Consider the following 13,495-nt stretch of genomic DNA (forward strand, 5'->3'; position numbering starts at 1 on the left):
ATTGGCCTTTCAGCTCGCACTGCGGATGAGGTGCTTCTGGATCTTGCCGGTGGGCGTACGCGGGAGAACCGACGTGAAGACAACTTCACGCGGAATCTTGTAGCGTGCCAGTTTGTCCGAGAGATAGGCCTTGATGTGGTCGGCATCGATGACGCCGGGTTCGCGCCACACAACGTGCGCAACAACGGTTTCGCCCCACTCCACGTTGGGCTTTCCGACTACGGCCACATCGATCACGTCGGGGTGACCCGAGATCACGTCTTCCACTTCCTTGGAGTAGACGTTCTCGCCGCCGGTGATGATCATGTCCTTGGCGCGGTCCACGATGAAGAGGTATCCGTCTGAATCGGCACGAGCGAGATCGCCGGTGCGGTACCAACCGCCGTCCGCGAAGGCTGCAGCGGTGGCTTCGGGATCGTCAAGGTAGCCCTGCATGACGGTGTCGGCACGCAACCAGATCTCGCCGATCTGCTCGGGTGCAACGTCTTTGCCGTCTTCACCCACCAGACGCAGATCCACAGCAGCGAGTGCAAACTTTCCGATGGAGCCAGCCTTGGTCAACTGCTCTTCGGGGTACAACACCGTTCCGACGGGGCCGGTTTCGGTCATGCCGTACACCTGACGGAACTCGGTGGTACCGTATGAATTCACTAGTCGCCGTGCAACATCGGCACCGATGGGACCGCCGCCGTACAGCCAGGCGCGGACGCTACCGAGGTTGTAGTCGGCAAAATTCGGCACCATGTTGAGCGCGGTGGTGTAGATGACGGGCGGACCGAAGCACAACGTAATCCGCTGTTCCTGAACCGTTTCCAGGAACTTGACCGGATGGTATTCGCGCAGCAGAACAATGGTTCCACCCATGTACAGCGTCGACATGAACCAGTTGTTCAGTGGTGAGGCGTGCCAGATGGGCACGGCCATCAGCAGTCGTTCGTCGCGAGTGGTCGAGACTGCCAGACCGGCAGTGATGGCTACTCCCACTACATTCCGGTGACTGTGCACGCAACCCTTGGGTGCGCCGGTGGTGCCCGAGGTGTAGAGGATTTCAGCGGGATCGTTTTCGTCGATCTCGATGCCGTCCACTGCGTCGGCAACAACAATGGCGTCGTCGAAGAATTCGAAGCCCTTGACTGCGGAGTCAGTACTGACCAGCTTGGTCGTCGTTTCGAGGCGGCTGACAATCGGCGCCAGTTCACCGTCGAAAACACACACCGACACCTTCGCGTGTTCGAGAACGTACGCAACTTCAGGTGTCTGCATCTTGTGATTGATCGGAACCACAACGGCGCCCAGACGCCAAGCGCCGAGCATCGCGTACACAAAACCCGGAGTGTTGAAGCACATCAACGCAACTCGGTCGCCGTGCTTGACACCCAGAGTTGCCAGATACCCGGCAGCACGACGGCTTCCGTCGTAAACCTGCTGATACGTGTGCCCCCGGCCGCCCGAGATCAAGAACGGTTTGTCCGGCGACTTGGTGACATTGCTGTCGAATACACGAACGATGTTCATCTGGAAGATCCTTAGAAGTTCTTGTCGGGAAAGGAGATTCAATCCATTGAGCTGTTGAGTACGGCGTCAGGGATCTGAAGGGTGGCGAAGATGACGGCAACCGCTTCCTCGAGCGAGTAGCCGAAACTCTCGCCGGTGGCCGTCTTCTGGATGACGAGGCCGAAGATCGCAGACCAGAAGGCCTTCGATTCGACGTCGATGCCCGCACGCAGTTGCCAACCGGTGCGGACCAAAGTGCGGAGCAAAGCGGTTTCACCCGAGGCATGCAGCGTCCGCAAGGTATCGGAGATGAGCGCGCGCAGTTCGCCGCGGCGGCCCGTCATGATCATGGCTTCGACAAAAATTTCGACGCTCGGAGCCCCCGGACCGAGTAGGGAACCCACCAGCTTCTCGGTGTAGTCCCCGACGGTGTGGGCGTCGGCGGCATCGATCTCTGCTCGCTTGCCGACGCGGAGGACGGCGGAGCAGGCAACCTCGACAAAGAGCTTTTCTTTGGAGCCGTAGTAGTACGTCACTTGGTTGGGGTGGGCACCGGCGGCAGCGCAAATCTGGGCGATGGACACGCACTCGCCGTGCTCGAGAAACAGTGCAGTGGCCGCGTCGAAAAGTGCCTGGCGGGTTTGCTTGCCGGATTCACGCGTCGCACGCGCTGCCGGTACTGCCTCGGTGGCCATCAACGCACTCCTACTTGTTTGTATGACAAACAATAACTTGACGTTGTTTGGATGGCAAGCAATTCCCCTACCCTGCGATACTTGCGATCACGCGGATTTGAACCCGTGACCGCAGCGCAAGCGCATCAAGTCCGAATCGTGGTATTAGTTCCACCCCGAGGTCCAGCTAACTTTAGGACTACGCTCTTCGCATGTTTTCCTCCGTCTCAGCGAAGATCCGCGCAGTGGTGGTGCTGCTTCTCATCGCTTTGCTGGCACTGACCGTGTCAGCGTGCTCGAGTAGCTCCGATTCGCCCACAGCCTCGACAGATCACTGCGCACCACCGGGAGTAGGTGCGGCGACAGCGGCGCCCACTAACCTCGATGCGGCCTCCGGAGCAGGTGCCGAAGACCGGTACACCACAGCCACCGTCACCCCGATCGATCAGATCGACACCTCGAAACTGAACCTGATCAAACCCGGAGTCATCACCGTCGGCACTCTCGGCGACGCGCCTCCGAGCATCTGCGTCAACTCCGAGAATCAGTACACCGGATACGACAACGAACTGCTCAAAGCCGTGGCCGACAAGCTGGGACTGAAGGTGGAGTTCGTCGGCACCGAATTTGCCGGACTGCTCTCCCAGGTTGCCGGCCGACGCTTCGACGTCGGATCCTCCTCCATCACGACGACCGACGAGCGTCGTAATACCGTCGGCTTCACCAACGGCTACGACTTCGGCTACTTCTCTCTTGTTGTTCCCAACGGAAGTCCCATCACCGGCTTCGGCGATCTGAATGCGTCAACGCGCATCGGGGTCGTGCAGGGCACGGTTCAGGATGACTACGTCGTCAACACTTTGAAGCTCGATCCGGTGAAGTTCCCTGACTACGCGACCGCCTACGCGAACCTCAAAACCGGCCAGATCGACGCCTGGATCGCGCCGTCGCAGCAGGCCGAAGGCACTGTCGCACCAGGTGATCCCACCTCCATCATCGAAAACACATTTTCCGTCAACAACTTCGTCGGCTGGGCTGTGAACAAGGAAAATCAGCCGCTGATCGACGCCCTCAACTCGGGCCTGGATGCCGTCATCGACGACGGCACGTGGGCTCAGCTGTACTCCGAGTGGGTTCCGCGTGAGCTTCCCGAAGGTTGGAAGCCAGGATCCAAGGCAGCGGTTACACCGGACCTGCCGGACTTCGCGGCGATCGCAGCGGCAAATCCGGCCGATGGGACCGAGACTGTGACTTACCAACCCAAATCAACATTCGATCAGCTCAAAGACACGTTCTTCAACTGGGAGTTGTACAAGAAGGCCTTCCCCGATCTACTCAAGACCGGTCTTCCCAACACCCTTGTCCTGGCCCTTGCGTCAGGTGTCATCGGCACTGTTTTGGGCATGCTGCTGGCCGTCGCCGGACTCTCGCGAACTCGTTGGCTTCGTTGGCCGGCCCGCATCTACACCGACATTTTCCGCGGGTTGCCTGCCGTCGTCATCATCTTGATCATCGGCTTGGGCGTCGGCCCCATCGTCAAGGGCATCACCGGAAGCAATCCGTACTGGCTGGGAGTCGCGGCGCTGTCGTTGCTCGCGTCGGCATATATCGGTGAGATTTTCCGATCCGGCATCCAGAGCGTCGAGCCGGGTCAGCTCGAGGCTTCTCGCGCCTTGGGCTTCAGCTACCGCAAGTCCATGTCGCTGGTGGTCATTCCACAGGGCGTACGACGCGTTTTGCCCGCTCTGATGAATCAGTTCATCTCGCTGATCAAGGACTCGTCACTGATCTACTTCCTCGGTTTGCTCGTCACTCAGCGTGAACTCTTTGCCGTCGGACGCGACCTCAATGCCCAAACCGGCAGCTTGTCCCCACTGGTCGCGGCCGGTCTGTTCTATCTCGCTCTGACGATCCCGCTGACACACCTCGTCAACTACATCGACCATCGACTCCGAACGGGGCGCGCCGATACTTCCGGCACGTTGGATCCGCTCGAGCAGTCCATCGTCGTGGAAAGGGGCTGACGACATGACCAGCTCAGAACTGAAATCCGTATCCCTCACGGGCCAGGATCTGCACCTGTCCTTCGGGGCCAACAAGGTGCTTCGCGGCGTCAACCTGCACGTCGACGCCGGCAATACTGTGACCGTGATCGGGCCGTCGGGCTCGGGGAAGTCGACGCTCCTACGCGTACTGAACCGCCTGCACGAGCCCGAGCAGGGCGACGTACTGCTCGGCGGAAAGTCTGTGCTGCACGATAATCCGGATCAGTTGCGTCAGCGCATCGGCATGGTGTTTCAGCACTTCAATCTGTTCCCCCACAAGACGGTTGCCGAGAATATTGCTTTGGGCCCCAACAAGCTCAAGGGATTGTCCAAGGAGGCAGCGCGATCGTTAGCCCTCGAGCAACTCGAGTTGGTGGGCCTGCGGGAGAAGGCTGATTCACGTCCGGGCAATCTGTCCGGCGGTCAGCAGCAGCGAGTGGCCATCGCCCGGGCATTGGCCATGAAGCCCGAGGTCATGTTCTTCGACGAAGCTACCTCAGCCCTGGATCCCGAACTGGTCAAGGGAGTGTTGGCGCTGATGGCGGACCTCGCAAAATCTGGCATGACGATGGTTGTCGTGACCCACGAAATGGGCTTCGCGCGTTCGGTTTCCGACAAGGTGCTGTTCATGGATCGCGGCGCGGTTGTCGAAACAGGCACGCCGGAGCAGCTTTTCGATGACCCGGAAACGGAACGATTGCAGGTATTCTTGTCGCAGGTGCTGTAAGGGCCGCCAGCCTAAATCCAACCCTGCCGGCGGGCGACCACCGCTGCTTCATGTCGATTTGCCGCACCGAGTTTGGTGACGGCCGAAGACAAGTAGTTGCGCGTGGTCCCCGCCGACAGGTGTGCGCGGGAAGCTATCTGCTCGATCGAGGCTCCATCGGCCGCATATTCGAGCACATCTGCTTCGCGCGGGGTGAGCGGTGAGTCTCCAGCCCCGATGGCCTCTGCGGCCAGGGACGGGTCGACGTACCGTCCCCCGGAATGAACGCTGCGAACAACTTCGGCGAGAGTAGTTGCGGAGGTTGTCTTGGGCAGAAATCCTCGGACACCCGCCGCGAGTGCCTTTTTCAGGTAACCCGGACGGCCGTGGCTCGTCACGATGATCGAAGCACACGACGGAACTGCCCGCGCGATCTCCTGCGCCGATTCGATCCCGTCGATACCGACCATCTGAAGATCCAGAACAGCCACATCGGGCCGAAATTCCGTCGCGGCGACGACGGCCGCTTCACCCGACTCCGCTTCCGCCACAACAACGATGTCGTCCTCGAGTGAGAGCATCATCGCCAGTGCAGAGCGGATGAGATTCTCGTCGTCGGCAAGCAGTACTTTGATCGACTCGGTCACCGAGACTCCTTCGTCGGGTGTGAAAAGTGTGTGGTGAGCGTGAAACGTTCGTCGTCGCGCGTCACTTCCAGCGTGCCACCTACGGCCTCGACGCGCTCACGCAGTCCGTTCAAACCCGTACCGTCGCTAACCTGTTGTTGTCCGACGCCGTCGTTGACGATCGAGACCGATGCATCGGTCACTTCGATGACGGCAGTCTGGGCGGAAGAGTGTCGCAGGATGTTCGTGACTCCTTCGCGAACAACCCAGGCTGCGGTTTCGGCGAATTCGATCGGCAACGCATCAGCGGATCCATGTATGTCGGTGGAAATCCCGGCGGCCTCGAGCAATGAGCGTGCTCCCGCCAGTTCCGACGCCAGTGCAATGGATCGATAACCACGAACCAATTCTCGCGCTTCGACGAGGGATTCCTGCGCCAGATCTCGAACTTCGTCCATCTGCTGAGCTGCACGATCGTCGCCGCGACGCGACAATGTAGCTGCCAGATCACTTTTCACTGCAATGGCCGACAGCGCGCGTCCCACCACATCGTGAAGATCACGCGAAAAGCGTAGGCGCTCTTCGGCTACAGAGAGCGCCGCTGCCGCCCCTCGTGCCTCGTCGAGTTCGGTGACCATCCGCAGAAGCCACACGGACATCAGCACCGTCACGGTCATAAATGCGACAGCGCTGGCCACGAAGGCACCGATGTCGGCTCGCCCGGCAATCACGAAGCCGACGGCTATCGCCGTTGCTCCCAGGATCAGAAACCGCAGTTCGACCAAGGCCGCGAAAGGTACGGCGACTACAGCGGCGAGCCAGAAGTAGGGGCCTGAATCGCCGTGTACCACCGCAATTCCTGTCGCGGCGAGCGCGGCCACAGTCATCACCGCCAGCGGAATCCGAACCGGTTCCGTTACAACGCCGCCCAGGTCCGGAATCCGGGCAATGGTGACGACGGCGGCCACCGCGCTGATTCCGAGGAAGACCGCCACCAGATACTGATCCGCCATCACCTCGGTGAAAACTCCGAAACCACCAAAGAACAAACATATCGCAAAAAACGACTGGCGCGTGTAGAGGCGAACCTTGTCGACATTCGACGCAGTTCGCCATGTCCGTGTCGGATTCCAGTGTCCGAAGTTTTGCGCGATCATGCTCACTACCTTCTCAGAATTCTACGAACGCGGTTCCCAGCGGAAGTGCACGTTGGCGATCAACACGGACCCGACGATCCACGCCACCATGACGAGCAGCGGTTGACCAGCTGATCCGAAAGTGTCCACAAAACTTGCCGCCGCACCGGTTTCGGTCAGTTCGGATGACGTACGCCCTACCCATCCCAGATTCACGAGGTCCAGGACTGCCGCCATCGGCGTGAAGTCGAGGACACGAGCGATGTTGTCCGGCAGGACATTTCTGATACTCGACATACCCGCGGTTGCCAGAATGAGGATCGGCATGCACGTGATCTGCGCTGCCTCGGCATTGCGAGTCACCGCCGACGTGATGAGCGCCAATGCGGTGAACACTGCAGCACCCCCGATGAACGCCACGAGCAGCAGGATGGGATTGACCGGTGCGCGGCCACCTAGAACGACGACCGCAATACCGACGATCACCGTCAACAGCCCCGTCAAAACCCACGACGGGACGGCGGGGCCGGCCAGAATTTCAGCGTCACTGCACTCTCCGGTGCGCAGTCGCTTGAGCACCAATTCGTCACGCCGCGTGGAGTACACCGACAGCAGGTTGTAGAAAACGACGAAAACGAGCAGGAACAGCGCAAAGGTTTCCAGGCCCGACGACACCGCAGTATCGGGCAGTCCGTCGTCACGGGAGAGGATCAGCATTCCGATGGGGAAGATCAGGGGCAGGACGATCGCATTGAAGAGCAACAGCCGGTTTCGGCCCAGAAGTTTGAACTCTGCGCGGGAAAGTGTTGCTATACGGTTCATGCCGACGCCCCTTCGAGGTTCACATGATGATCGAATTGATCTGCAATGGAAAGAAATACGGTTTCCAGCGAAGCAGCCCGAGCATCCAATCCGGACAAGGTCACGTTGTTTCGCTGCGCCCATACCAGGAGTTCGGTGAGTGTTTCCTGCACTGTGGCGGTCGTGATGACAACACTGTCGTTTTCGGTATGCATCTCGGTGCCCGACAGGACAGGAAGCGCAAGAGTCGGCCGGTTCACCTTGATCTGAGCCGGATGATCAGCAACCACCTCGGCAACCGTCCCACTGCGCACTACCGAACCCCGGTGCATGATCGCCAACTGGTCACACAGAGACTCCGCCTCGTCGAGGTAGTGCGTCGTCAACATGATCGTGACACCCGATGCCTTCAGGTGAGCGATCAATTGCCAGGTGTTACGACGACTTTCGGGGTCGAGTCCAGTCGTCGGCTCGTCCAGGAACAGCACCAGCGGTTGACCGATGATCGCGCAGGCCAAGTCCAGTCGACGCGCTTCGCCGCCGGAAAGGAACTTCACACGAGTCTCACTGCGATCGCGCATGTCTACTCGCTCGAGCACGTCGTCGACTGGTAGCGGGTTCGTGCAGGTTCCCGCCCACATCGACAGGCTCTCACGTGCGGTGAGATCCTGTGGTAATCCACCTTTTTGGAGCATGATGCCCACGCTCGGCCGAAGGTCCTTGCGCTGACGCACCGGATCCATACCCAGAACACTTACTGTTCCCTCGGTAGCGCGCGAAAGCCCTTGAATCACTTCGAGGCTGGAAGTCTTTCCGGCACCATTTGTTCCGAGGAGCCCGAACAGTTGACCTTCGCCGACTGTCAGGTCCAGATCACGGACTGCGTAGAACGAATCCTTCCCCGAACCGTATCGCCGGGACATGCCGTCCACCGCGATTATCGGATCGCCCTTCATCGCTGCGCCGCCGCTCGGTTCCACCCGCGCAGCCCGATCAGGAATCGAACTCCCATGGCAACGCCGATCACGGCTATCGCGATCCAGACCACCGGGGTCGGCCCGACAATCGCGAACAACACCGCCAGGACCGCAACGTTGAGCACGATCACCACGAGTTCGCGGCCCAGCGTCGGTGCGGGGCCGAACTCCATCAGGTCGGTCAGGAAGGTTCCTTCGTGTGGTTCTCTCATGCTTCCAAGCTTTGTCGGAGCAATCGATCGAAAACAGTACGTGGTGTCATCGGTTGAGGTGACACCCTCATAGGTGAGCGATGACAAATGTCATGGGTGAATTACACGGTTAGGTTCACCTCGTTGTTCTCCCGTTCATATTTACGTTCCTTTACCCTTGCTTAAGGCTTCTACGGTTCCCGAGTCTGTACATCGAAACTCGGGAGTTCACGTGGCTATCAAGCCTTTGGCTTTGTTCGTCAAACATGACGGCATGTCTTCACGCGCGTCGATCACGTGCCAGTACAAGTGCGGGAATGCCTGCTCGCACGAGGTACCCAACAACTCGCAGGGCGAGTACTTCCGCGATATCGCCCGCACGGCTCTGAGCCGACGCGGAATGCTGCGCGGAAGTGGCATGGCAGTTCTGGCAGTGGGCGCCGGTAGCGCGCTTGTCGCCTGTACCGACGGGGCCGCAGAAGCAGCACCGGGCACCGGCTCTGCGGGCAGCAATAGTGGCAGCACAGGCACCGCGCCTGCGGGTACCAACTTCGCCGCCGTCGCCCCCAACAAAGCGGACGCAGTCACTGTCCCCGCCGGCTACGAAGAGGGCGTCGTGATCCGCTGGGGCGACGCTGTACTCGCCGGAGCTCCCGCTTTCGACTTCGAAAAGCAGACTGCCGCAGCACAGGAACTTCAGTTCGGCTTCAACAACGACTTCGCCGGATTGCTCCCCGTCGACGGATCACCCAACACCTACCTGTTGGTGGTCAATCACGAGTACTCCACCGAGCCCGCAATGTTCCGTGGATACGACGCCCAGAATCCCACCGAAGAGCAGGTCAAGATCGGCTGGGCCAGCCACGGACTTTCGGTCGTGCAGGTCAAGGGCGAATCCGGCAGCGGCAAGCTGGCTCCCGAGATCGGGTCCAACAACCGTCGCATCACCGCAACCACAGAGTTTGCCGTCACCGGCCCCGCGGCCGGCAGCGATTTCCTCAAGACCAGCGCAGATCCCACCGGCACCAAAGTCCTGGGCACCCTCAACAATTGCTCGGGTGGCGTAACTCCTTGGGGCACCGTTCTTTCCGGCGAAGAGAACTTCAACCAGTACTTCGCGAATGCCGAAGCCGTGACCGATCCTGTTGTCGCAGCCCGCTTGAAGCGCTACGGCCTCGCCGGCGGCGCCTCCGAGCGCAAGTGGGAACGATTCGACAAGCGCTTCGATCTGGTGGCAGAGCCCAACGAAGTGAACCGCTTCGGCTACGTCGTCGAGGTCGACCCGTGGGATCCGACGTCGACCCCCGTCAAGCACACCGCACTCGGCCGCTTCAAGCACGAAGCAGCAACCATCTACATCGCTGCCGACGGAACAGTTGTCGCCTACAGCGGCGACGACGAACGCTTCGACTACATGTACAAGTTCGTCTCCAGCCGAAAGATGCAGGACGGCAAGAGTCAGGCGGCCATGCGCCACAACTTGACACTGCTCGACGCCGGGACGCTGTACGTCGCCAAGCTCAGTGGAAACTCGACGGCCGAGATCGACGGAACCGGAAAGCTTCCCGCCGACGGTAAGTTCGACGGTAGTGGCGAGTGGGTTGCCATCTTGCGCACCGGCGAAGACGGCAAGGGCGAATCACTGGTCGACGGCATGAGCGCCGAAGAGGTAGCCGTATTCACCCGCCAGGCCGGCGACAAAGTCGGCGCAACCAAGATGGACCGCCCTGAGGACTTCGAAGCGAACCCGAAGAGCGGCAAAGTGTATGTGGCACTGACCAACAACACCAAACGCGGCGTGGACGGCGGCGCTGCAGCCGACGAGCCGAACCCGCGCAACAACAACAAGAACGGTCAAGTCCTCGAGATCACGGACAACCACGCCGGAACCACCTTCGACTGGAATCTCCTTCTCGTGTGCGGAGATCCGACTACCGCCGACACCTACTTCGGCGGCTTCGACAAGAGCAAGGTCAGCCCCATCTCCTGCCCCGACAACCTTGCTTTCGATCCGCACGGCAACCTGTGGATCTCTACAGACGGCAATGCACTGAAGTCCAACGACGGACTGTTCAGCGTTGTTCTTGAAGGCGAAAATCGTGGCGAGACAAAGCAGTTCCTCACCGTTCCCATCGGAGCCGAGACCTGCGGCCCCATCGTCGACGATAAGCGTGTCATCGTGTGCGTCCAGCATCCCGGTGAGACCGATGGCGCCAGCGTCGAAAACCCGGCATCGCACTGGCCTGACGGTGGGTCGTCGCAGCCTCGCCCGTCGGTGATTGCGGCGTGGAAGAAGGACGGTTCACGGATCGGTTCGTAACACTTCGTCAGAATTGATTTGGGGCAGATCGCCTACGAATTGTGATCTGCCCCAAGCCATTTACTTCAGATTTCCATGACACTAGCTGCTGCCGAACCCCACACTGTTGGAGTAACGACCGAAATCACCCTGAGCCCCGCTGTAGACATTGATGTCCGTGTTCCCCTCGATGCCGGGGATGCGTCCGGTGCTCGTGTACTGCCAGAACGTCCAGTTCGACCAACCACCCGGCAACGGGCCCGGAGCATTCTGTCCGTTGTAATCGGCAATCCACAACGGGTAGTTGTTGAACTCCGTGGTGTTGGCCATCTGTGTACGCCAAAAGTTCGGATACGTGTAGATGATCGGCTGACGCCCGGTTAGTGTCTGGACCGTATTCAGGTACCGGTGCGTCCAGTCGATCACCTGGAAAGCCGGCAGACCTTTTCCGTCCTCGAGATCCAAGACCGGAGGCAGATCCCCCGGACCGTTGATCCCCAGGACCATCGCTGAATAGAACGCCGCCTGGGCCTCAGGTGACTGAGTCACGTCGGCGTAGTGGTACGCGCCGCGTGCAACGCCGGCCGTCCTCATACGCAGGCAATCCTGAATGAAATACGGATTCACGTAGTTCAACGACTCTGTGGCCTTGACCATCGCGAACTCATGCCCCGACGCCTTGACCTGGAACCAGTCGATCCCCACACCATTCACGTGCTGCCAGGACGAAACATCGGGCCCTCGCGGAGCATCCGCGGCAGCGAGCCCCGGGGCAGTCAATGCGATGGCCGCAGCCATCACGATCGGTGTGAACTTGCTCAGTTTCCTGACGATCCGTCGCATGGCCATTCATCGAGGGTAAGAGCATCGAGTCTGTTTTGTCGGCTAATCGGAGAAGGTTCATACACGAGTAACGGAATGGCTGCTTCGGAAATGACTGTGGGGCAGGTCGCCTACGAACTGCGACCTGCCCCACATCGTTTACATCAGACCCTCATAAGGATCAGTCTTCGCCCTCCTCGCGACGCTTGCGCATCAGGAGAACAATTCCGGTACCCAGTCCCAACATCAGAACCAGTCCACCAGCGACCAGCAAGGTGGTATCTACGCCACTCTCGCCAGCGCCGCCACCGGAGTTGATCGTTCCACCCTTAGGTGCAGCGGTCGTCGGCTTCGGCTGACCGGGGCTGACCGGCTGACCGGGGTTGACCGGCTGACCCGGATTCACCGGCGGAACAACAACCACAGGAGGAACAACAACCGGCGGAACGATCACGATCGGCGGAATAATGATCGTCGGCGTAACCGGAACCGTCGTCGTAACCGGCGGAACCGTTGTGGTCGGGTTCGTTGTGGTCGGATCCGTCGTCACCGGCGGCGTGGTTGTCGTCGGGGCACACGGATCCACGGTTTCCTCGGAGGTAGTTGTCTCCTCCGTGCTGGTCTCCACCGTGGTGCTGGTGGATTCCGTTGTCTCCGTAGATGTTACGTCCGTGGAGCTTTCCGATGTCGTCGCAGCAGACGTGGTGGTCGTCGACGATGTCACCGCAGTGGTAGTCGTCGGAATCACACACGGTTCCGTTGTCACCGGAGGCGTCGTAGTGGTCGTCGGCGGCACCGTAGTGGTGGTCGTCGGCGGATCCACCGGATGCTCGGTGCACAGAGCGTTACCCGGAACACACTCGGTCGGCGGGTTCTCGCCACCAACCACCAGGTAGTTGATCAGAACACCGGGGTTGATTCCGGTGCCCGTCTCGGTACCAATCGCAGCATTGACCTTGACGGTGTACGTCACCGTCGCAGTTGCACCCGCTGCAAGTTCACCTGTGACAGTGAACTTCTTGTCCGCGATCGCGGAGACCAGCAGAGTGGAATCTGCAGTCGCCGGGTTGATCGTGACCGTCGCATCATCGAGGACGTCAGTCAGATCGTCGAAGAAATCGATCTGTCCTGCTGCCGTGCCCACGTTCTTGAATGTGAGCGTGTACTTGATCTCGTCGTCGGCAGCCACATGGGTCGTGGTGGCCGGGTCAGAGGACTTCAGTACCTCGATAGCGGGTGTGCCATCCACGGGATGCGTGGTGCACAATGCATCACCGGTCACACACTCGGTCGGCGGAACCGGAGGCTCCGTCGGCGTGGTCGGATCCTGCTTGACCACGAAGTTGTCGAGCTTGTCATCACCACGAGCACCATCGGCATTGACCGTGACCGAGTACTTGACCGTCACAGTCGCGCCGCCGGCAACAGTGCCGTGAACACGGAACTGCTCGTTGGCGATCTGATCTGCAATCAACGCAGCATCCGAGGACACCGGCTGATCCGTCACAGTCGCATCGTCGAGAACCTTGCTCAGGAAGTCGGTGTAATCGACTGCCGCAGGACCGGTTCCGTCGTTCTTGAAGGTGAGCGTGTACTCGATCTTCTGACCCGCGACAACCGAAGTCGTCGTAGCCGGATCAGCAGTCTTGGTCACAACCAGGTTCGGCTGGACAACCGGGTTCTCCGTGCAGATCTGAGTCAACGGATCACAGGTGACCGGAGGA

At 60.0% G+C, this 13,495-nt stretch carries 12 protein-coding genes; 3 read left to right on the plus strand and 9 right to left on the minus strand.

The window, feature by feature from the left end:
* Positions 1 to 9: 9 nt before the first annotated feature.
* Entirely contained in the window at positions 10 to 1,515 is a 1,506-nt protein-coding gene (locus tag QM600_RS11950; protein ID WP_283261672.1) for a class I adenylate-forming enzyme family protein, read from the minus strand.
* A gap of 38 nt (positions 1,516 to 1,553) precedes the next feature.
* Positions 1,554 to 2,189, minus strand: a complete 636-nt coding sequence (locus QM600_RS11955) for a TetR/AcrR family transcriptional regulator C-terminal domain-containing protein (RefSeq protein WP_283261673.1) — start codon at positions 2,187 to 2,189, stop codon at positions 1,554 to 1,556.
* A gap of 191 nt (positions 2,190 to 2,380) precedes the next feature.
* Between QM600_RS11955 and QM600_RS11960 the strand changes: the two genes are divergently transcribed.
* Both QM600_RS11960 and QM600_RS11965 read left to right on the plus strand, forming a co-directional pair.
* Positions 2,381 to 4,192 carry an ABC transporter substrate-binding protein/permease gene (locus tag QM600_RS11960; protein WP_283261674.1) on the plus strand — a complete coding sequence of 604 codons (1,812 nt, stop codon included), beginning with the start codon at positions 2,381 to 2,383 and terminating at the stop codon, positions 4,190 to 4,192.
* Between the two features lie 4 nt (positions 4,193 to 4,196).
* Positions 4,197 to 4,940 (plus strand): amino acid ABC transporter ATP-binding protein, encoded by a 744-nt coding sequence (locus QM600_RS11965; protein WP_283261675.1) that lies wholly within the window; start codon positions 4,197 to 4,199, stop codon positions 4,938 to 4,940.
* An 11-nt stretch (positions 4,941 to 4,951) separates the two neighbouring features.
* Here the strand turns inward: QM600_RS11965 and QM600_RS11970 are convergent, their stop codons facing one another.
* From QM600_RS11970 to QM600_RS11990, 5 genes are read right to left on the minus strand one after another with little or no spacing between them, the layout of a single operon-like run.
* A complete protein-coding gene (locus QM600_RS11970; RefSeq protein WP_283261676.1) occupies positions 4,952 to 5,566 on the minus strand; it encodes a response regulator transcription factor in 615 nt (204 codons plus the stop codon).
* Positions 5,563 to 6,702 carry a sensor histidine kinase gene (locus QM600_RS11975; protein ID WP_283261677.1) on the minus strand — a complete coding sequence of 380 codons (1,140 nt, stop codon included), beginning with the start codon at positions 6,700 to 6,702 and terminating at the stop codon, positions 5,563 to 5,565. Before QM600_RS11975 ends, QM600_RS11970 begins: the two co-directional genes overlap by 4 nt.
* A 21-nt stretch (positions 6,703 to 6,723) precedes the next feature.
* Positions 6,724 to 7,503 (minus strand): ABC transporter permease, encoded by a 780-nt coding sequence (locus QM600_RS11980; protein ID WP_283261678.1) that lies wholly within the window; start codon positions 7,501 to 7,503, stop codon positions 6,724 to 6,726.
* Positions 7,500 to 8,438 (minus strand): ABC transporter ATP-binding protein, encoded by a 939-nt coding sequence (locus QM600_RS11985; RefSeq protein WP_283261679.1) that lies wholly within the window; start codon positions 8,436 to 8,438, stop codon positions 7,500 to 7,502. Before QM600_RS11985 ends, QM600_RS11980 begins: the two co-directional genes overlap by 4 nt.
* Positions 8,435 to 8,671, minus strand: coding sequence for a hypothetical protein (locus QM600_RS11990; protein ID WP_283261680.1), 237 nt, complete (start codon positions 8,669 to 8,671; stop codon positions 8,435 to 8,437). The genes QM600_RS11985 and QM600_RS11990 overlap by 4 nt, the downstream gene beginning before the upstream one ends.
* Before the next feature lie 211 nt (positions 8,672 to 8,882).
* Between QM600_RS11990 and QM600_RS11995 the strand changes: the two genes are divergently transcribed.
* Positions 8,883 to 10,970 (plus strand): PhoX family protein, encoded by a 2,088-nt coding sequence (locus tag QM600_RS11995; protein WP_283261681.1) that lies wholly within the window; start codon positions 8,883 to 8,885, stop codon positions 10,968 to 10,970.
* A gap of 81 nt (positions 10,971 to 11,051) precedes the next feature.
* Here the strand turns inward: QM600_RS11995 and QM600_RS12000 are convergent, their stop codons facing one another.
* Positions 11,052 to 11,798, minus strand: coding sequence for a glycoside hydrolase family 25 protein (locus QM600_RS12000; protein ID WP_283261682.1), 747 nt, complete (start codon positions 11,796 to 11,798; stop codon positions 11,052 to 11,054).
* 154 nt (positions 11,799 to 11,952) lie between these two features.
* Positions 11,953 to 13,495: DUF7927 domain-containing protein (locus QM600_RS12005; protein ID WP_502942951.1), on the minus strand; the 1,543-nt coding region annotated here is incomplete at its 5' end.

Origin of the sequence: Rhodococcus sp. IEGM 1379 (assembly GCF_030056815.1) — a bacterium.
Taxonomy (GTDB): Bacteria; Actinomycetota; Actinomycetes; order Mycobacteriales; family Mycobacteriaceae; genus Rhodococcus_F.